We start from the raw sequence: 18198 nt of genomic DNA, 5'->3' as shown, positions 1-18198 counted from the left end.
AGCTACGGCACAAGATCGAGTCTTAAGCGGCGCGACAAGCTGCCTCCGTTTCGTGTAACGGGTAGCTAACCAGTTACAACTTCAAGATACAAGCGGCGCGATTTATCGCGCGGGTGTTTCCGGCATCGTGTTGGGTATTGCGCGATAAATCGCGCCGCTACGCATCGGCAACAAAAAAGCGGCCATCTGGCCGCTTTTTGCTGGATCAATTAACGCTGGTAAATGATTTCGACGCCCTCGTCGTCATCTTCATCCCAGTCGTCATCCCAGTCTTCGTCTTCTTCCACTTCCTGCGCGTTTTCCATCGCTTCACGGTGGTAATCATCCCACATGAAGGCAACTTTCTCCGGCTCTTTCGCTTCTTCTTCGACTTCTTTCGGGTTCGCGATGATGAAACTCATCACGTCCCAACACAGGTCGTTGACGCCATCACGGCTGGCAGCGGAAATCAGATAGTATTTATTTTCCCAGCCCAGCGCTTCTGCAATCGCTTTAGCACGGCTTTCCGCTTCTTCACGGCTCAGCAGGTCAGTTTTGTTGAACACCAGCCAGCGCGGCTTCTGATACAGTTTATCGCTGTACTTTTCCAGCTCGCCGAGGATGATGCGCGCGTTTTCTACCGGATCAGACTCGTCAATCGGCGCGATGTCGATCAGGTGCAACAATACGCGGCAGCGTTCAAGGTGTTTCAGGAAGCGAATACCCAGGCCCGCACCTTCCGCAGCACCTTCAATCAGGCCCGGAATGTCGGCGACCACAAAGCTTTTTTCGCTGTCCATACGCACCACGCCGAGGCTTGGCACCAGGGTGGTAAACGGATAATCAGCAACTTTTGGCTTCGCGGCAGAAACAGCACGAATAAAGGTCGATTTACCTGCATTCGGCAAACCAAGCATACCGACGTCAGCCAGCAGCATCAGCTCCAGTTGCAGGTCACGCTTTTCACCCGGCGTACCCATCGTTTTCTGGCGCGGAGTACGGTTCACAGAGGATTTAAAACGGGTATTGCCCAGACCATGCCAGCCGCCTTTGGCGACCATCAACTTCTGCTCGTGGCGGGTCATATCGCCCAGCGTTTCACCGGTGCCCTGGTCAATGACACGCGTCCCTACAGGGACTTTGACGATGATGTCTTTACCACGTTTGCCGGTACAGTCACGGCTCTGGCCATTCTGGCCACGCTCAGCACGGAAAGATTTTTCGAAACGATAATCGATCAGGGTATTCAGGTTTTCATCCGCCAGCAGGTAAACGTCGCCGCCATCGCCGCCGTCACCACCGTCCGGACCACCTTTCGGAATGTATTTTTCGCGGCGGAAGCTGACGCAACCATTACCGCCATCACCCGCGACCACCAGGATCGTCGCTTCATCAACAAACTTCATTTTCTTTCTCCGTCACACTAACGTTCTCAGCGGGTTCCCAACTGCGAACGGGTCCGCCAGGGTCTTCTGCGCTGACCGGCGGCGGATAATACAGGATGGGCAATGCCTTGTGTACATAAATTGTACAGCAATCTGCGTCAGGATGCAGGCTTACGCGCGCTCCGCAGCAGAATGTAAAAAGCCCCGCAAAGCTGCGGGGCCTTTCATTCGTTCGTTCAGACGTTAACCGTCTGCGTCACGACAACCTTACTCAGCAACGATGCTGATGTATTTACGGTTGTTCGGACCTTTAACTTCGAATTTAACTTTGCCGTCTGCGGTAGCAAACAGGGTGTGGTCACGACCACAACCTACGTTGTTACCAGCGTGGAATTTGGTACCACGCTGACGAACGATGATGCTACCTGCCAGAACAGATTCGCCACCGAAACGTTTAACACCCAGACGTTTTGCATTGGAGTCACGACCGTTACGAGTCGAGCCACCAGCCTTTTTATGTGCCATTTGTCAGATCTCCTCTTAGGCGCTGATGCCAGTGATTTTCACATCAGTGAACCACTGACGGTGGCCCTGCTGCTTACGGTAGTGCTTACGACGACGAAACTTAACGATTTTAATTTTCTCGCCACGACCATGAGCAACAACTTCTGCTTTGATCACGCCGCCTGAAACCAGTGGCGCGCCGATTTTCACGTCTTCGCCATTTGCAATCATCAGAACCTGGTCGAACTCGATGGTTTCACCGGTTGCGATGTCCAGCTTTTCCAGGCGAACGGTCTGACCTTCGCTTACTCGGTGTTGTTTACCACCACTTTGGAAAACCGCGTACATATAAAACTCCGCTTCTGCGCATGCCTTTTTGTTTATCAGGCGGCGCTATAAATATTCACAATAGGGCGCGAATTCTACGCAAATCTCCAGCAGAAGACAAGTGCACTTTGCACTCTCTTGCAGAAAAAAAGCGCAGGATGAATGCAAACGTTTATCGAGGCGATTTTTCAAGTACAATCAGTAACAGATTACCTGAACTCACGCTGGGTAAAAGCGCTTACCATGCCGAGAAACGAGTCATAGCTGAACAGACGAATGAACTTAGAACAGATTAATGAATTAACCGCGCAGGACATGGCGGCCGTCAACCAGACCATCCTCGACCAGCTGAATTCAGATGTCTCGCTGATTAACCAGTTGGGTTATTACATCATCAGCGGCGGCGGAAAACGTATTCGCCCGATGATTGCGGTGCTGTCAGCACGCGCACTGAATTACCAGGGTTCGCAACATATCACCAATGCGGCGCTGATCGAATTTATCCACACCGCCACGCTGCTGCATGACGATGTGGTGGATGAATCCGATATGCGTCGTGGCAAAGCGACGGCCAATGCCGCCTTTGGCAACGCTGCCAGCGTGCTGGTCGGTGATTTTATCTACACCCGTGCTTTCCAGATGATGACCAGCATGGGATCCCTGAAGATCCTTGCACTGATGTCTGAAGCGGTAAACGTGATCGCCGAGGGCGAAGTGTTACAGCTGATGAACGTCAACGATCCGGATATCACTGAAGAGAATTACATGCGGGTGATTTACAGCAAAACCGCCCGTCTGTTTGAAGCTGCTTCGCAAGCGTCCGCCATTCTCGCTGAAGCCACCCCGCCACAAGAAAAAGCGCTCCAGGATTATGGTCGCTATATTGGCACCGCTTTCCAGTTAATTGACGATTTACTGGACTACAGCGCCGACGGTGAGACGCTGGGCAAAAATACCGGTGATGACCTGAGTGAAGGGAAACCGACGCTGCCCTTGCTGCATGCCATGCACCACGGCACGCCTGAGCAGGCGCAGATGATTCGTCGCGCCATTGAAGAGGGTAATGGCCGCCATCTGCTGGAACCCGTTCTGGAAGCGATGCAACAATGCGGCTCGCTGGCGTGGACGCGCCAACGCGCGGAAGAAGAGGCTGATAAAGCGATCGCTGCGCTGAAAATCCTGCCGGAAACGCCGTGGCGTAGCGCACTTGAGGCCCTGGCCCATATGTCCGTCCAACGCGATTTTTAATCTCTATGGGGCCGTTTCTGGCCCCTTCTCGCTCTCACTTCTGCTCCATCCTTTTACATCGTTTGCAAAACTTTTGCGAAATATCACGCAGTTATTGATCATTACTTGAAACTTACTGGAAATTTCTGGAATCTTTTTGCTATAAATATCTGTAACTTTCCAGCTACCTTTGCGAAGGAAAGGCATATTCTCCCGTTGGATTAGATGGCAACATGGACAAGGAGTAGAAGTTTATGCGCATAAGGAGAAAAGACTGGCATTCGGCTGACATTATCGCCCGCCTGAGAAAAAAGGGGATGACAATGGCGGAATTGTCACGACAGTCAGGTCTGAGCTCATCAACGCTGGCCAATGCAATCGTTCGCCCCTGGCCGAAAGGTGAATGGTTGATTGCCGGAGCACTCAATATTCATCCCTCAGAGATCTGGCCGAGCCGGTATTATGATCCTAAGACACGTCGCTTACGCGATCGCAAAGTACGCCTGCCCGCTGAAAAAGATCCCGAATTGCCTGTAGATCCTGAAGCCTCTTGCCCGGATCTCTGACAAAAAAAAACCAGCCGCATCATGCGACTGGTTTCTTTATTTCAAGCCGATAAGATCGTTATTCGCCGCTGACGCGTTCGATATTCGCACCCATCGCTTTCAGCTTATCTTCGATATGCTCATAACCACGATCGATATGGTAAATGCGATCAACCAACGTGGTGCCTTCCGCAATGCAACCTGCCAATACCAGGCTGGCCGACGCACGTAAGTCAGTCGCCATCACCTGAGCACCAGAAAGAGTTTCAACGCCATGACAGATCGCCGTGTTGCTTTCGATTTCCGCGTGCGCACCCATGCGGATCAGCTCAGGGATGTGCATAAAGCGGTTTTCGAAGATCGTCTCGGTGATCACACCAGTACCTTCTGCCACCAGGTTAAGCAGCGTGAACTGCGCCTGCATGTCAGTCGGGAAGCCCGGATGCGGAGCAGTGCGTACATTGACCGCTTTCGGACGCTTACCATGCATATCAAGGCTGATCCAGTCTTCACCGGTTTCGATATCCGCACCGGCATCACGCAGTTTAGCCAGTACGGCATCCAGCGTATCAGGCTGGGTATTGTGGCACAGCACTTTGCCACGCGAGATAGCCGCCGCCACCAGGAAAGTACCGGTTTCGATACGGTCTGGCAGTACGCGATACACGCCGCCACCCAGGCGTTCTACGCCTTCGATGGTGATTTTATCAGTACCTGCGCCACTGATTTTCGCACCCAGGGTGTTGAGGAAGTTTGCCGTATCGACAATTTCCGGTTCACGCGCGGCGTTTTCAATGATAGTGGTACCGGTCGCCAGGGTCGCTGCGCTCATAATGGTCACGGTGGCACCCACGCTCACTTTGTCCATCACGATATGCGCGCCTTTCAGACGACCATCAACCGAGGCTTTGACATAGCCCTCTTCCAGTTTGATCTCCGCACCCAGCTGCTCAAGGCCGGTAATGTGCAGATCAACCGGACGTGCACCAATCGCGCAGCCGCCCGGCAGTGACACTTGTCCCTGACCAAAGCGCGCAACCAGCGGCCCCAGCGCCCAAATGGAGGCTCGCATGGTTTTAACCAGATCGTAAGGCGCACAGAAGACATTAACTTCGCGCGCATCAACGTGTACCGAACCATTGCGTTCAACTTTCGCACCCAGCTGACTCAGCAGCTTCATGGTGGTGTCGATGTCACGCAGTTTCGGCACATTCTGAATCTCTACTGGCTCTTCAGCCAACAGCGCTGCAAACAGAATAGGTAGCGCAGCGTTTTTCGCCCCGGAGATGGTGACTTCACCACTCAAACGGGTCGGGCCTTGCACACGAAATTTGTCCATTAACATGGTTCTCAATATCCATCCCAACAAGCCCGCCTGAGCAGGCTTGTGCGCTTAGAAACCGTTAAGTTTCCGATCGCGCGCCCACTCGGCAGGGGTATAAGTTTTAATAGAAACCGCATGAATGCGATTATCCGCAATATATTCCATCAGAGGCGCATAAACCGCCTGCTGCTTTTTAACCCGGCTCAGCTCGCCAAACATCTCACCGACGGCAATCACCTGAAAGTGGCTGCCATCGTTGCTGAGGACATGTACTTCGTCTAACGGCAGCGCCTGCATCAGCACAGCCTGAACTTCACTATTTTCCATCGCTCTTTGCTTCAAGTTAATAAGAATAAGCCAGACATCTTAGAGGAAAGTTCCTGACTCTTAAATACGCAAAAGCCCCTGAAAGCATCAGGGGCTTTATAGATGTGGATAATGATTAGGCGGTTTGTTCCGCAGAAACAATTATCTGCTGGAGGTTATAAAGCGTAATCAGTGACTGGAGTTTCTCAGTAATACCGCTAAAGCATGGCGTGCTGCCCTGCGCACGTACGATTTCACGTAAATGCACCAACAACGCCAGACCTGCCGAATCAACACGATCCAGCGCTGCCACATCAATGGTATCGATGCCTGCCATAGCCGTTTCACGCTGATGCCACAAGGCAAGAAGCGTATCACGGTCCAGTTTGCCGCTCAGGGCCAGTGTGCTGCCAGTGCGCTGCCAGCGTAATGGTTCGCTCATTATTGCTGCTTATCCAGAGAGATAGGCTGCGCTGCTGAGGCTTTCAACTGCGCGGTCAGACCATCAATACCTTTGGTGCGCAGCAGATCGCCCCACTCATTCTGTTTGGTGGTGATCATACTGATGCCTTCAGCCACCATGTCATAGGCTTGCCAGTCACCGGTGCGGGTGTTCTTACGCCACTGGAAATCAAGGCGAACCGGCGGGCGACCATTAGGATCAATAATCGTGACACGAATTGCCACGATATTGGCATCGCCAATCGGCTGTTCCGGTTGGATTTGGTAAGTCTGACCGTGATACAGGGCCAGAGCCTGACCGTAAGCCTGCGCCAGATAATCACCAAAAGCGGCAAAGTAAGCATCACGCTGCGCAGGGGTCGCATCACGATAGTAACGGCCCAGCACCAATGCACCGGCGTATTTGATCTGGACATACGGCAGCAATTCCTGGCGCACGATATCGCGCAGGTAGTTCGGGTCCTGCTTGATCTTCGGCTGTTCGTTTTTCAGGCGAGTAAAGGTTTTCGCCGCCGCTTCATCCATCAGTTTATAGGGATTGCTCTGGTCCGCGGCCGTAGCGGCCAGGGGAACGATGGCCAGCATGGCAATCATCAGTAAACGTTTTAACATCGTGTTGTACCTCTTGGGATTATTCCGTTACTGCGGGTGCGCTCTCAGCACCCTGTTGTTTATTATCGTTTTTATTGTCGCCGCTCTTATACAAGAACTGGCCAATTAAATCTTCCAGCACCAGCGCCGATTTGGTATCACGCAGCGTACCGCCATCTTTCAGCATCGCTGATCCGAGATCCGGGTCATCAAAGCCCAGATTCAACGCCAGGAACTGTTCACCCAGTAATCCCTGGGTGCGGATCGCCAGTGAACTGGTGTCCGGTATTTTGTCAGCGTATTGATCGCTGATCGCCATCGTCACGCGCGGCGATAGGGTTTTATCATCCAGAGAGATTTCGGTCACTCGACCAATCACCACGCCGCCAATCTTGACCGGCGAGCTGACTTTCAGGCCGCCGATATTATCGAACGTGGCATACAGCTTCCATGTAGGTTCAGTCCCCAGCGACTTCAGGTCAGCAACACGCAGGCTGAGAAACAGCATTGCCAGCAGAGCCAGCAGCATGAAGACGCCTACCCAAATTTCGTTTTTCTTGCTTTGCATTGCATCATTTCCCAAACATCAGTGCTGTCAGCACAAAATCCAATCCGAGTACCGCCAGTGAAGCGTGCACCACGGTACGCGTCGTCGCCCGACTGATCCCTTCCGAGGTCGGGATGGCATCATAGCCATTGAACAGCGCAATCCAGGTTACCGTAATGGCGAAGACTGCGCTTTTGATAATGCAGTTGATGACATCAGTACGGAAATCCACGGCATTTTGCATCGCGGACCAGAAGAACCCTGGATCGATCCCCTTCCAGCTGACGCCCACCAACGCGCCGCCCGCAATCCCCACAGCCGTAAAAATCAACGCCAGCAGCGGCATGCTGATAAAACCGGCCCAGAAACGCGGTGACACCACGCGGCGCAGCGGGTCGACTGCCATCATCTCCATGCTGGAGAGCTGCTCAGTCGCCTTCATCAGGCCAATTTCCGCCGTCAACGCCGATCCTGCACGCCCGGCAAACAACAAGGCGGTGACCACCGGGCCAAGTTCACGCAGCAGCGACAGCGCCACCAACATGCCAAGGCTGGTTTCCGCGCTGTAGGTGGTGAGAACCAGATAGCCCTGCAATCCCAGCACCATACCGATAAACAACCCGGAAACCATGATGATCAGCAGTGACATGACGCCCACGCTGTAGAGTTGCTTAATCAGCAATGGCGCGTGTTTGCGAAACGCCGGTTTACCCACCAGCGCATGAAACAACATCATTCCTGCGCGACCAAACGCCGCACAGGTGTTTATCCCCTGACGTCCAAGTGACGCCAGCGCCTGTAACAACATCAGTTTAGGTTCTCCCTGCTTGGGTCAAATCAGCCAGATAATCCCCGGCCGGAAAGCGGAACGGCACCGGGCCATCCGCATGCCCCTCAATAAACTGGCGCACGCGTGGATCTGCGTTTTGTCGCAATTCAGGCGCACTTCCCTGAGCAATAACTTTTTGCCCGGCAACAATATAGGCATGATCCGCAATGCTCAAGACCTCTGGCACATCGTGCGAAACCACAATGCAGGTTACGCCCAGCGAATGGTTTAACTCATCAATCAATTTTACCAGCACACCCATAGTGATCGGATCCTGACCAACAAAGGGTTCATCAAACATGATCAGATCCGGCTCCAGCGCAATCGCGCGCGCCAGCGCAGCACGCCGTGCCATACCGCCCGACAGTTCCGCCGGTTTGAGTTGTGCCGCGCCGCGCAGCCCCACCGCCTCCAGCTTCATCATCACCGTGCTGTGTAGCAGCTCCGGCGGTAATTGCGTATGCTCACGCAACGGCCAGGCGACATTGTCAAAGACGCTAAGATCGGTAAAAAGTGCCCCCGACTGGAACAACATGCTCATTTTTTTACGCACTTCATACAATCTGCTGCGCGACAATGAGGGAATGTTCTCATCGTGAAACCAGATTTCACCTTTATCCGGTTGCAGCTGACCACCAATCAGACGAAGTAATGTGGTTTTACCAATACCTGACGGCCCCATGATGGCGGTGACTTTGCCCGCCGGTACCGTTAAGGATATGTCGTCGAAGATGGTGCGATCTCCGCGCGAAAAGCTCACGCCACGAACCTCAACCAGATTCGCTTGTTGCTGGATCATCTTTACCTCTTAATGGGGATCGGGCGTTATCGTGTCCGGGGATGGTAGCCTGTAAGGCCGCAATGCACGAGAGTTTTACAGAAACTTACCCACCCGGTGTGGCGAAAACCGCCTTAAAATTTACTTTTGCCTCTCAGACAGTCAAAATCAGCGCCTGTTTCAATGCGCTAATGTTTTTACCCGTCGGTCAAGGTGTGCCGACACCCCCGGCCATCAAGGATTTTTCATGTTCGTAGCCACTGCCCTGCTGTTCATTGGATTGATTTTACTGGCTTACGGTGCTGACCGATTAGTTTTCAGTGCCGCGATCCTCAGTCGATCCTTTGGCATCCCGCCATTAATCATCGGTATGACGGTGGTCAGCATCGGCACTTCGCTTCCAGAATTGATCGTCTCTTTCTCCGCCGCGCAACATGGGCAGATGGATTTAGCAGTAGGCACAGCTCTGGGTTCGAACATCACCAATATTTTGCTAATCCTGGGCGGCGCTGCGCTGCTGCACCCCTTAACCGTCCACTCCAATCTGATTCGTCGCGAACTCCCGTTAATGCTGCTGGTCTCACTGCTGAGCGGCATCATGTTGTTTGATAATCATCTTAGCCGCCTCGATGGTGTGGCTTTGTTGCTGATTGCGCTGGTTTATCTGTTGGTGGTGATCCGCATCGCGCGCCGTGCCGAACGCGAGAACAATGACACCCTGACGCGCGAACAATTAGCCGAGCTACCACGCGATGAAACCGGTAATACCGTGGCCTTCCTGTGGCTTGCTGTGGCGTTGCTGATCCTGCCTATGTCGACCCGGATGGTGATCGATAACGCGACGGTCTTTGCCGACTATTTCGGGGTGAGTGAACTGGTGATGGGCCTGACGCTGATCTCGGTAGGTACCAGCCTGCCAGAGCTGGCGACTGTGATTGCCGGGGCCATGAAAGGCGAGGACGATATCGCCATCGGCAACCTGATCGGTGCCAACATTTATAATCTGGCTATCGTACTGGGCCTGCCTGCGCTGATTCATCCGGGCAGTATTGATCCCCACGCGTTTGCCCGGGATTACTGGGTCATGTTGGGGGTTAGCGTGTTGTTCGCCCTGCTGTGCCTGCAACCGCGACGCCGAATTGGCCGGGCAGCAGGCACCTTGTTGTTAGCTGGATTTATCGTGTGGGTGTGCTGGCTGTGGCTTAGCCCCATGTTTACCCCAAGTTAATAAGGACAGACTGAGCATGTCACATCAGCGACTGGATTTTGACTTTCAACAGGCGGGCAAAGCGGTGCTGCGCATTGAGCGCGAAGGACTTGAGCAACTCGATCAATATATCAATGACGATTTCTCCCGCGCCTGCGAAATGATCTTTGCCTGTCGGGGCAAAGTGGTGGTGATGGGTATGGGCAAGTCCGGACATATCGGCAAAAAAATCGCCGCCACGTTCGCCAGCACCGGAACGCCAGCGTTCTTTGTTCATCCGGCGGAAGCCAGCCACGGCGACCTTGGCATGGTCAGCACCGATGATGTGGTGGTGGCCATTTCTAATAGCGGCGAATCCAACGAAATCCTCGCGCTAATCCCGGTTCTTAAGCGACAGAAAGTCCAGCTGATTTGTATCACCAGCCGTGCCGACAGCGCGATGGGACGTGCCGCCGATGTGCATCTGTGCGTCAAAGTGCCACAGGAAGCCTGTCCTCTTGGGCTGGCCCCAACCACCAGCACCACCGCAACGCTGGTGATGGGCGATGCGCTGGCCGTCGCGCTGCTGGAAGCGCGTGGCTTTACCCAGGAAGATTTTGCACTGTCCCATCCCGGTGGAGCTCTCGGACGTAAACTGCTGCTACATGTCAGCGACATCATGCACAGCGGCGACGAGATCCCGCATGTCTCTCGGGATGCCTCACTGCGTGATGCGTTGCTGGAGATCACGCGTAAAAATCTCGGCCTGACGGTGATCGTTGATGACCTGATGAAAATCGAAGGCATCTTTACCGACGGTGACTTGCGTCGGGTGTTTGATATGGGTATCGATTTCCAGTCAGCCAGCATCAAAGATGTGATGACACGCGGCGGTATTCGCGTACGTCCCAACCTGCTGGCCGTTGACGCCCTTAATCTGATGCAAAACAAAAACATCACTGCGCTGCTGGTGGCCGATGACGATCGCCTGCTCGGTGTGGTACATATGCATGACATGCTGCGCGCTGGCGTTGTCTGAACAGGAAAAGAACATGAGTGTTGAAACAGCTGCAATCGAGACCTGCTATGGTCCGGTGAGCGCAGAAGTGATGGCGCGCGCAGCGCAGATCCGCCTGCTGATTTGTGATGTGGACGGCGTAATGTCAGACGGCCTGATTTATATGGGCAACAGCGGCGAAGAACTGAAAGCTTTCAACGTGCGCGATGGCTATGGCATTCGTTGCCTGCTGACCTCCGGCATTGAAGTGGCTATCATTACCGGCCGCAATGCCAAACTGATGGAAGATCGCTGCAAAACCCTCGGCATTACGCATCTTTACCAGGGACAATCGGATAAGCTTTTGGCCTGGCGCGAACTCCTGGATAAACTGTCATTATCTGCGGAACAGGTGGCGTATATCGGTGATGACCTGATCGACTGGCCGGTAATGGCCCGCGTGGGTCTGAGCGTAGCGGTCGCCGATGCGCACCCGATTCTGTTGCCGCGCGCGCATTACGTCACCCGCATTGCCGGTGGCCGCGGTGCGGTACGTGAACTTTGCGATCTGATCTTAATGGCGCAGAACAAATTTGAGGATGCCAAAGGGCAATCAGTATGAGTAAAAGCAGGCGTTGGATAACGCTGATTCTGGCCCTAATCGCTCTGGTGCTGATTGGCTGGAATCTTACCAACCAGGATGAGAGCAAAGCGCCGGTTACCACCAACGACCAGGAGCCGACTTACACCAGTTCGACTTCTCACACCGTGGTGTACAATCCAGACGGTGCGCTGGCCTACAAACTGATTTCGGATAAAGTGACCTACTTTGCTGCCGATGAACTGAGCTGGTTCGATAATCCGGTGATGACCACTTACGACGTGAATAAAATTCCGACCTGGTCTGTGCGCGCCGATAAGGCAAAGCTCACCAAAGATCGTATGCTTTATCTTTACGGCCACGTTGAAGTGAACACCCTGACGCAGGATTCGGAGCTGGAACGCATTAAAACCGATAATGCGGTGGTCAATCTCGTCACCCAGGATGTTACCTCAGACGATCAGGTCACCCTTTATGGCCGCAGTTTTAACTCTACTGGCATGAAGATGCGCGGCAACTTACGGACGAAAAATGCCCAGTTGATTGAAAAGGTCAAATCCTCCTATGAAATCCAAAATGAAAAACAACAGCCTTAAATTACTGCTGGTCAGCGCCCTGTTAGCCACCAGCTTGCCCGCTCTGGCATTAACCGGGGATTCTGACAAACCCGTGAATATCGATTCAGAGAATCAGTCGCTGGATCTGCAAGGCAATGTCGCTACCTTTACCGGCAACGTCATCGTGACTCAGGGATCAATCAAGATCACCGCCGACAAAGTCGTCGTCACTCGCCCGGGTGGTGACAGCAAAAAAACCATCGTTGATGCCTGGGGCAACCCGGCAACCTTTTATCAGATGCAGGACAACGGTAAGCCGGTACAGGGTCATGCGGCCAAATTGCACTATGAACTGGCGAATGACTTTGTTGAGCTGACGGGTAACGCCTACATTGAACAGTTGGATAGCAATATCAAAGGCGATCGCATCACCTATCTGGTGAAAGAACAGAAAATGCAGGCCTACAGTCAGGGCCAGAGCAAACGCGTGACCACCGTGCTGGTGCCGTCGCAGTTGCAGGACAAAAACGGTTCATCCCAGAGCCAAAAGAAGAGTAACTAATTTCTATGGCCACACTGATCGCTGAAAACCTGGCGAAAGCCTACAAAGGCCGCCGCGTGGTAGAAGACGTTAGCCTGCAAGTTAAATCCGGTGAAATTGTCGGATTGCTTGGCCCCAACGGGGCCGGTAAAACCACCACCTTCTACATGGTGGTCGGAATTGTGCCGCGCGATGCCGGTCGTATTGTGATTGATGATGAAGACATCAGCATTCTGCCGCTGCATGCGCGTGCGCGTCGCGGCATTGGTTATCTGCCGCAGGAAGCCTCGATTTTCCGTCGCCTCAGCGTTTACGACAACCTGATGGCCGTATTACAGATCCGTGACGATCTCAGCGAAGAGCAGCGTCAGGATCGAGCCAACGAACTGATGGAAGAGTTCCACATCGAACACCTGCGTGACAGCATGGGCCAGGCACTCTCCGGCGGTGAACGCCGTCGTGTCGAGATTGCCCGCGCGCTGGCTGCCAATCCTAAGTTTATCCTGCTGGATGAGCCTTTTGCCGGTGTTGACCCGATTTCCGTCATTGATATCAAGAAGATCATTGAACATCTGCGCGACAGTGGGTTGGGTGTGCTGATTACCGACCACAACGTACGCGAAACCCTTGCCGTTTGTGAACGCGCTTACATCGTCAGCCAGGGGCATCTGATTGCTCACGGCACACCCGATGAAATACTTGCAGATGAGCAGGTTAAGCGTGTTTATTTGGGCGAAGAGTTCAGACTCTGATAAGGTGTCGGAACCTCCGACGTTTGCTTAGGAAATTCAATCCGGATTATGAAGCAAGGTTTGCAACTCAGGCTCAGCCAACAGCTGGCGATGACACCCCAGTTGCAGCAGGCAATTCGCTTGCTGCAACTCTCTACGCTTGAACTCCAGCAGGAATTACAACTGGCGCTGGAAAGCAACCCATTGCTCGAACAATCAGAACTCCATGAAGAAGTAGACGCACGCGAATATCAGGAAAGCGAAGCCCTCGACACCCGCGAGGCGCTGGAACAGAAGGACATGCCGGAAGAGCTGCCGCTCGATGCAACCTGGGATGAAATCTACACCGCCGGAACGCCTTCCGGTACGGGTACCGATTACCAGGATGATGAGCTGCCGGTCTATCAGGGCGAAACCACGCAGTCGTTGCAGGATTATCTGATGTGGCAGGTTGAGCTGACACCGTTCACCGATACCGACCGCGCCATTGCGACTTCGATTGTCGATGCCATTGACGACACCGGTTATCTCACCGTGACGCTCCAGGATATTTGCGACAGCATCGGTGATGAAGAACTGACGCTGGAAGAAGTGGAAGCGGTATTGAAACGCGTACAGCGTTTTGATCCGGTCGGCGTTGGCGCACGCGATTTGCGTGATTGTCTGCTGGTGCAGCTGTCCCAATATGCCGCCGATACGCCGATGCTGGCGGAAGCACGGTTGATTGTGAGCGATCATCTTGATCTGCTGGCCAATCACGATTTCCGTAGCCTGATGCGCATGACGCGTCTGAAAGAAGATGTGCTGAAAGAGGCAATGTTGCTGATTCAGTCGCTTGATCCGCGTCCAGGTCAGTCGGTCAACACCAGCGAACCTGAGTATGTCATCCCGGATGTACTGGTACGTAAGGTCGGCACCCGCTGGACAGTTGAGCTAAATGCCGACAGCGTACCGCGTCTCAAAATTAATCAGCACTACGCTGCGATGGGCGGTGCGGCGCGTAATGACAGCGACAGCCAGTTTATCCGCAGCAATTTACAGGAAGCCAAATGGCTGATTAAGAGCCTGGAGAGCCGTAACGACACGCTGCTGAAAGTGACTCGTTGTATTGTCGAGCAGCAGCAGGCGTTTTTTGAACAGGGCGAGGAGTACATGCGTCCGATGGTGCTGGCGGATATCGCCCAGGCCGTGGATATGCATGAATCCACCATTTCCCGTGTTACCACGCAGAAGTACTTGCATAGCCCGCGTGGCATCTTTGAACTGAAATATTTTTTCTCCAGTCATGTGAATACCGAAGGTGGCGGCGAAGCCTCCTCGACGGCAATTCGTGCGTTGGTGAAAAAATTGATCTCTGCGGAAAATCCCGCAAAACCCTTGAGCGACAGCAAACTGACCTCCATGTTATCTGAACAGGGCATCATGGTGGCCCGCCGTACGGTTGCTAAGTATCGCGAGTCTTTGTCCATCCCGCCCTCGAATCAGCGCAAGCAGCTGGTTTGAATGTATTGAGAAGGAAGACCTATGCAAATAAACCTTACCGGACTGAATGTAGAGATTACCGAGCCGCTGCGCGAATTTGTAAATAGCAAATTTGCCAAACTGGAACACTATTTTGATCGGATTAATCAGGTCTATATTGTTCTGAAAGTGGAAAAGGTAACGCAGATTGCTGATGCAACACTGCATGTGAACGGCGGTGAATTGCACGCGACATCGGAAGCGGAAGACATGTACGCGGCGATTGACGGATTGATCGACAAGCTTTCCCGTCAGTTGACCAAACATAAAGATAAACTGAAAAAACACTAACCTTCACGCTTGCAGAGTACTGATAGGTTCGGTACTCAGAGCACAGAATGGGGCGGGCTGACCGCCCCGTTTTGTCATCTGCGCAAGCGCCAACAGGAGACACTGCATTTTTCCCGTGATAAGGGGTAAAGTGGGTGATCCTCGCGGCTATGTGAACTCGCAAGTGAAACGATGATGAACAACGATCTGACACTGGAATTGAGCTCGGTCCTTACGCTGGACTGCACCCGCAGCGGCGTACACTGCCAGAGTAAAAAACGTGCGCTGGAAATAATCAGCGAACTGGCAGCCAAACAGCTCAATCTGCCTCACCAGACGCTTTTCGAAGCGATCCTCACCCGTGAACGCATGGGCAGTACCGGTATTGGCAATGGTATTGCCATTCCACATGGCAAACTGGAGGAGGACACGCTGCGCGCCGTAGGCGTGTTCATTAGCCTCGATCAACCTATCGCTTTTGACGCGGTGGATAACCAGCCTGTGGACCTGCTGTTTGCGCTACTGGTGCCCGCAGACCAGTGTAAAACCCATCTGCATACATTATCGCTGGTGGCAAAACGTCTGGCAGATAAAACCGTCTGTCGCCGTCTGCGCGCTGCGCAGAGCGATGAAGAACTCTATGCCATTATCACAGAAGCGCAGGAAGACCACCCTTAAGCGACAGATACTTTTACCGGCCAATGCGCCGGTTTAAAACGGGAGAAATGTGATGGTGCTGATGATCGTTAGCGGTCGGTCAGGCTCAGGAAAATCAGTCGCGTTGCGTGCGCTTGAGGACATGGGGTTTTACTGTGTCGATAACCTGCCAGTGGTATTGCTGCCAGAACTGGCCAATACCTTAAGCGAACGCAACATCTCTGCTGCCGTCAGTATCGACGTGCGCAATATGCCGGAATCACCAGAGATTTTCGAAACCGCGCTTAACAACCTGCCGGACTCGTTTTCGCCACAGTTGCTGTTCCTCGACGCCGATCGCAACACGCTGATCCGTCGCTACAGCGACACACGTCGCCTGCATCCACTCTCCAGTAAGAATTTGTCACTGGAAAGCGCGATTGATGAGGAGAGCGACCTGCTTGAACCACTGCGTTCACGGGCTGACCTGATCATTGATACCTCCGAGATGTCGGTGCATGAGTTGGCTGAAATGCTTCGCACCCGTCTGCTGGGTAAACGCGAACGCGAGCTGACGATGGTGTTTGAATCCTTTGGCTTCAAGCATGGCATTCCGATTGATGCCGATTATGTGTTTGATGTGCGTTTTCTGCCTAACCCACACTGGGACCCAAAACTGCGTCCGATGACCGGCCTTGATCGCCCGGTGGCCGCGTTCCTTGACCGGCATACTGAAGTGCACAACTTTATCTATCAGACACGCAGCTACCTTGAATTGTGGCTCCCCATGCTGGAAACCAATAATCGTAGCTATCTCACTGTCGCAATCGGTTGTACCGGTGGTAAGCATCGTTCGGTCTATATCGCTGAACAACTGGCCGACTATTTCCGTTCGCGCGGTAAAAATGTGCAATCCCGTCATCGCACCCTGGAAAAACGCAAATCATGACCGTGAAGCAAACCGTTGAGATTCGTAATAAATTGGGCATGCATGCGCGCCCGGCGATGAAGTTGTTTGAACTGGTGCAAAGTTTCGACGCAGAAGTGCTGCTGCGTAATGAAGCAGGAACGGAAGCGGAAGCCAGCAGCGTAATTGCGCTGCTGATGCTGGATTCCGCCAAAGGCGGCCATATTGAGATTGAAGCCAGCGGCCCGGAAGAAACCCAGGCGCTGGCAGCGGTAATTGAATTGTTTGAAGCCGGTTTTGATGAGGATTAACCGCTTCAGTGCAATTTGTAGCGGTTAAGGAAACCTTCCCCACCCAGTTGCCGCATCTGGCGCATAATCCATTGCTGTCTCTGACGGATGTAACCTGAAGGGGCGTCGGCGCGAAAACGGATCGGATTAGGCAATACCGCCGCCAGCAGCGCCGCTTCTGCCATAGTCAGGCGACTGGCGGGTTTGTGAAAATAGCGCTGGGATGCCTCTTCTACCCCAAACACACCGTTGCCAAATTCGGCGATATTCAGATAGACCGTAAGAATGCGTCGCTTGGTCCAGACCGTTTCGATTCCTACCGTCAATCCCGCTTCCAGCCCTTTACGAACCCAACTGCGTCCATCCCACAAAAACAGGTTTTTCGCGGTTTGTTGCGATAGCGTCGAAGCACCACGCATCCGTTCATCACCCTCGTTATCCAGCACCGACTGAATCGCGGCAACGTCAAATCCCCAGTGTTCTGGAAATTTTTGATCTTCAGAGGCAATGACCGCCAGCGCCATCCACGGTGAGATCTCATCCATGCTGACCCAATCCGAATGCGCCACATAGTCAAAATTGCCGTGCAGCCAGGCACCCAGCTGTCGTTCAACCATCACTGCGGAAAAAGGCACCGGCAAGAAGGAAAATAGCAAAATCCCTGCCAGCCAAATACCCAGCCAGGCGAGAAGAAATTTTGCGATCCACACTTTTACACGTTGCCAAAGTTTCCCTTTATTCTTAGCCATCAAATTATCTCTTACCTGTTCCCTGTATTAATCAATCACCAAGGTCACCATAGCATTCGATGATAGTCGAATACGAAGAATCGCTGCCTGACCAGTTGATTTATCAAACAAATTCATTGCCTGCGCAACCATCGTTCCTTTAATAGAGCCAAATACATCAAGCACTTCCGCTATGAAGGAATCGGTTCCATGCTTAAATACTCATCGAAAAAGTTGCTGACAGACACTTCATTGAATGTGATCCAGATCACGCAAATTGGTTCACGATACTTAACATTGAAATTTCACAGTGGTTGATCCCTCTCATTGATTATTGAGAGCATTCCGAAAAAAATGTGTAAATTATCCGCAAGGGCTTTGCGCTATCTTCGAATTCTGGTTAAGCAATTTGTCTACTTTTTGGTTTAC

At 52.9% G+C, this 18198-nt stretch carries 24 protein-coding genes; 13 read left to right on the top strand and 11 right to left on the bottom strand.

Features of this window, described 5'->3' with window-relative positions; genetic code table 11:
* Positions 1-209: 209 nt before the first annotated feature.
* The 3 genes from cgtA to rplU form a co-directional block, all read right to left on the bottom strand.
* Positions 210-1385, bottom strand: coding sequence for an Obg family GTPase CgtA (gene cgtA, locus L579_RS10655; RefSeq protein ID WP_021184255.1), 1176 nt, complete (start codon positions 1383-1385; stop codon positions 210-212).
* Positions 1386-1631: 246 nt separating this feature from the next.
* A complete protein-coding gene (gene rpmA / locus L579_RS10650; RefSeq protein WP_006121751.1) occupies positions 1632-1889 on the bottom strand; it encodes a 50S ribosomal protein L27 in 258 nt (85 codons plus the stop codon).
* A gap of 15 nt (positions 1890-1904) precedes the next feature.
* The gene (gene rplU, locus L579_RS10645; RefSeq protein WP_013507673.1) at positions 1905-2216 is read right to left on the bottom strand and encodes a 50S ribosomal protein L21; all 312 of its coding nucleotides are present in this window, start codon (positions 2214-2216) and stop codon (positions 1905-1907) included.
* Between the two features lie 255 nt (positions 2217-2471).
* On the opposite strand from rplU, the gene ispB reads away from it, so the two are divergent.
* Entirely contained in the window at positions 2472-3443 is a 972-nt protein-coding gene (gene ispB / locus L579_RS10640) for an octaprenyl diphosphate synthase (RefSeq protein ID WP_021184254.1), read from the top strand.
* Between the two features lie 233 nt (positions 3444-3676).
* Entirely contained in the window at positions 3677-3988 is a 312-nt protein-coding gene (locus tag L579_RS10635) for a helix-turn-helix domain-containing protein (RefSeq protein ID WP_021184253.1), read from the top strand.
* A gap of 58 nt (positions 3989-4046) precedes the next feature.
* On the opposite strand, the gene murA is transcribed toward L579_RS10635, so the two are convergent.
* The 7 genes from murA to mlaF form a co-directional block, all read right to left on the bottom strand.
* Positions 4047-5306: a UDP-N-acetylglucosamine 1-carboxyvinyltransferase gene (murA, locus tag L579_RS10630; protein WP_036626380.1), complete on the bottom strand. Its 1260-nt coding sequence runs from the start codon at positions 5304-5306 to the stop codon at positions 4047-4049.
* Positions 5307-5360: 54 nt separating this feature from the next.
* Positions 5361-5618, bottom strand: coding sequence for a BolA family iron metabolism protein IbaG (ibaG, locus tag L579_RS10625; RefSeq protein WP_021184251.1), 258 nt, complete (start codon positions 5616-5618; stop codon positions 5361-5363).
* Positions 5619-5733: 115 nt separating this feature from the next.
* Entirely contained in the window at positions 5734-6039 is a 306-nt protein-coding gene (gene mlaB / locus L579_RS10620) for a lipid asymmetry maintenance protein MlaB (protein WP_021184250.1), read from the bottom strand.
* Positions 6039-6671 (bottom strand): phospholipid-binding protein MlaC, encoded by a 633-nt coding sequence (gene mlaC, locus L579_RS10615; protein WP_021184249.1) that lies wholly within the window; start codon positions 6669-6671, stop codon positions 6039-6041. The genes mlaB and mlaC overlap by 1 nt, the downstream gene beginning before the upstream one ends.
* A 19-nt stretch (positions 6672-6690) precedes the next feature.
* On the bottom strand, positions 6691-7218 hold the full coding sequence (mlaD, locus tag L579_RS10610; RefSeq protein WP_021184248.1) for an outer membrane lipid asymmetry maintenance protein MlaD: 528 nt from the start codon (positions 7216-7218) through the stop codon (positions 6691-6693).
* Between the two features lie 4 nt (positions 7219-7222).
* Positions 7223-8005: a lipid asymmetry maintenance ABC transporter permease subunit MlaE gene (gene mlaE, locus L579_RS10605; RefSeq protein ID WP_021184247.1), complete on the bottom strand. Its 783-nt coding sequence runs from the start codon at positions 8003-8005 to the stop codon at positions 7223-7225.
* A 4-nt stretch (positions 8006-8009) separates the two neighbouring features.
* Positions 8010-8825, bottom strand: coding sequence for a phospholipid ABC transporter ATP-binding protein MlaF (gene mlaF / locus L579_RS10600; protein ID WP_021184246.1), 816 nt, complete (start codon positions 8823-8825; stop codon positions 8010-8012).
* 226 nt (positions 8826-9051) lie between these two features.
* On the opposite strand from mlaF, the gene L579_RS10595 reads away from it, so the two are divergent.
* The 11 genes from L579_RS10595 to npr all read left to right on the top strand — a co-directional run bounded on the left by L579_RS10595 (position 9052) and on the right by npr (position 17062).
* Positions 9052-10032 (top strand): calcium/sodium antiporter, encoded by a 981-nt coding sequence (locus tag L579_RS10595; protein WP_021184245.1) that lies wholly within the window; start codon positions 9052-9054, stop codon positions 10030-10032.
* A 16-nt stretch (positions 10033-10048) separates the two neighbouring features.
* The gene (gene kdsD / locus L579_RS10590; protein WP_021184244.1) at positions 10049-11029 is read left to right on the top strand and encodes an arabinose-5-phosphate isomerase KdsD; all 981 of its coding nucleotides are present in this window, start codon (positions 10049-10051) and stop codon (positions 11027-11029) included.
* A gap of 13 nt (positions 11030-11042) precedes the next feature.
* Positions 11043-11609, top strand: coding sequence for a 3-deoxy-manno-octulosonate-8-phosphatase KdsC (gene kdsC / locus L579_RS10585; protein WP_021184243.1), 567 nt, complete (start codon positions 11043-11045; stop codon positions 11607-11609).
* Positions 11606-12184, top strand: coding sequence for an LPS export ABC transporter periplasmic protein LptC (gene lptC, locus L579_RS10580; RefSeq protein ID WP_021184242.1), 579 nt, complete (start codon positions 11606-11608; stop codon positions 12182-12184). Before kdsC ends, lptC begins: the two co-directional genes overlap by 4 nt.
* Entirely contained in the window at positions 12153-12707 is a 555-nt protein-coding gene (gene lptA / locus L579_RS10575) for a lipopolysaccharide ABC transporter substrate-binding protein LptA (protein ID WP_036626375.1), read from the top strand. The genes lptC and lptA overlap by 32 nt, the downstream gene beginning before the upstream one ends.
* Before the next feature lie 5 nt (positions 12708-12712).
* Complete coding sequence (lptB, locus tag L579_RS10570) at positions 12713-13438, top strand: LPS export ABC transporter ATP-binding protein (RefSeq protein ID WP_021184240.1); 726 nt, start codon at positions 12713-12715, stop codon at positions 13436-13438.
* A 48-nt stretch (positions 13439-13486) separates the two neighbouring features.
* Complete coding sequence (gene rpoN / locus L579_RS10565; protein ID WP_021184239.1) at positions 13487-14920, top strand: RNA polymerase factor sigma-54; 1434 nt, start codon at positions 13487-13489, stop codon at positions 14918-14920.
* A gap of 21 nt (positions 14921-14941) precedes the next feature.
* Positions 14942-15229: a ribosome hibernation promoting factor gene (gene hpf, locus L579_RS10560; protein ID WP_013507656.1), complete on the top strand. Its 288-nt coding sequence runs from the start codon at positions 14942-14944 to the stop codon at positions 15227-15229.
* Positions 15230-15403: 174 nt separating this feature from the next.
* The gene (gene ptsN, locus L579_RS10555) at positions 15404-15886 is read left to right on the top strand and encodes a PTS IIA-like nitrogen regulatory protein PtsN (protein WP_200864665.1); all 483 of its coding nucleotides are present in this window, start codon (positions 15404-15406) and stop codon (positions 15884-15886) included.
* A 52-nt stretch (positions 15887-15938) separates the two neighbouring features.
* Positions 15939-16793 carry an RNase adapter RapZ gene (gene rapZ, locus L579_RS10550; protein WP_013507654.1) on the top strand — a complete coding sequence of 285 codons (855 nt, stop codon included), beginning with the start codon at positions 15939-15941 and terminating at the stop codon, positions 16791-16793.
* Positions 16790-17062 (top strand): PTS phosphocarrier protein NPr, encoded by a 273-nt coding sequence (gene npr / locus L579_RS10545; protein ID WP_013507653.1) that lies wholly within the window; start codon positions 16790-16792, stop codon positions 17060-17062. The genes rapZ and npr overlap by 4 nt, the downstream gene beginning before the upstream one ends.
* A 5-nt stretch (positions 17063-17067) precedes the next feature.
* On the opposite strand, the gene mtgA is transcribed toward npr, so the two are convergent.
* Positions 17068-17790, bottom strand: a complete 723-nt coding sequence (gene mtgA / locus L579_RS10540; RefSeq protein ID WP_021184237.1) for a monofunctional biosynthetic peptidoglycan transglycosylase — start codon at positions 17788-17790, stop codon at positions 17068-17070.
* Positions 17791-18198: the final 408 nt, after the last annotated feature.

The sequence above is a fragment of the Pantoea sp. AS-PWVM4 genome (genome assembly GCF_000468095.1).
GTDB lineage: Bacteria > Pseudomonadota > Gammaproteobacteria > Enterobacterales > Enterobacteriaceae > Pantoea > Pantoea phytobeneficialis.
The sequence above is the reverse complement of the archived record's forward strand: the minus strand, read 5'-3'. Positions and strand labels throughout refer to the sequence as shown.

Coding starts and splice junctions, on each gene's coding strand:
- ibaG (WP_021184251.1), bottom strand. CDS start 5,618: ATGGAAAATAGTGAAGTTCAGGCTGTGCTGATGCAGGCGCTGCCGTTA.
- L579_RS10595 (WP_021184245.1), top strand. CDS start 9,052: ATGTTCGTAGCCACTGCCCTGCTGTTCATTGGATTGATTTTACTGGCT.
- murA (WP_036626380.1), bottom strand. CDS start 5,306: ATGGACAAATTTCGTGTGCAAGGCCCGACCCGTTTGAGTGGTGAAGTC.
- mlaC (WP_021184249.1), bottom strand. CDS start 6,671: ATGTTAAAACGTTTACTGATGATTGCCATGCTGGCCATCGTTCCCCTG.
- mtgA (WP_021184237.1), bottom strand. CDS start 17,790: ATGGCTAAGAATAAAGGGAAACTTTGGCAACGTGTAAAAGTGTGGATC.
- mlaF (WP_021184246.1), bottom strand. CDS start 8,825: ATGATCCAGCAACAAGCGAATCTGGTTGAGGTTCGTGGCGTGAGCTTT.
- kdsC (WP_021184243.1), top strand. CDS start 11,043: ATGAGTGTTGAAACAGCTGCAATCGAGACCTGCTATGGTCCGGTGAGC.
- mlaB (WP_021184250.1), bottom strand. CDS start 6,039: ATGAGCGAACCATTACGCTGGCAGCGCACTGGCAGCACACTGGCCCTG.
- ispB (WP_021184254.1), top strand. CDS start 2,472: ATGAACTTAGAACAGATTAATGAATTAACCGCGCAGGACATGGCGGCC.
- npr (WP_013507653.1), top strand. CDS start 16,790: ATGACCGTGAAGCAAACCGTTGAGATTCGTAATAAATTGGGCATGCAT.
- cgtA (WP_021184255.1), bottom strand. CDS start 1,385: ATGAAGTTTGTTGATGAAGCGACGATCCTGGTGGTCGCGGGTGATGGC.
- mlaD (WP_021184248.1), bottom strand. CDS start 7,218: ATGCAAAGCAAGAAAAACGAAATTTGGGTAGGCGTCTTCATGCTGCTG.
- hpf (WP_013507656.1), top strand. CDS start 14,942: ATGCAAATAAACCTTACCGGACTGAATGTAGAGATTACCGAGCCGCTG.
- rapZ (WP_013507654.1), top strand. CDS start 15,939: ATGGTGCTGATGATCGTTAGCGGTCGGTCAGGCTCAGGAAAATCAGTC.
- lptB (WP_021184240.1), top strand. CDS start 12,713: ATGGCCACACTGATCGCTGAAAACCTGGCGAAAGCCTACAAAGGCCGC.
- rpoN (WP_021184239.1), top strand. CDS start 13,487: ATGAAGCAAGGTTTGCAACTCAGGCTCAGCCAACAGCTGGCGATGACA.
- rpmA (WP_006121751.1), bottom strand. CDS start 1,889: ATGGCACATAAAAAGGCTGGTGGCTCGACTCGTAACGGTCGTGACTCC.
- ptsN (WP_200864665.1), top strand. CDS start 15,404: ATGAACAACGATCTGACACTGGAATTGAGCTCGGTCCTTACGCTGGAC.
- L579_RS10635 (WP_021184253.1), top strand. CDS start 3,677: ATGCGCATAAGGAGAAAAGACTGGCATTCGGCTGACATTATCGCCCGC.
- lptA (WP_036626375.1), top strand. CDS start 12,153: ATGAAATCCAAAATGAAAAACAACAGCCTTAAATTACTGCTGGTCAGC.
- mlaE (WP_021184247.1), bottom strand. CDS start 8,005: ATGTTGTTACAGGCGCTGGCGTCACTTGGACGTCAGGGGATAAACACC.
- rplU (WP_013507673.1), bottom strand. CDS start 2,216: ATGTACGCGGTTTTCCAAAGTGGTGGTAAACAACACCGAGTAAGCGAA.
- kdsD (WP_021184244.1), top strand. CDS start 10,049: ATGTCACATCAGCGACTGGATTTTGACTTTCAACAGGCGGGCAAAGCG.
- lptC (WP_021184242.1), top strand. CDS start 11,606: ATGAGTAAAAGCAGGCGTTGGATAACGCTGATTCTGGCCCTAATCGCT.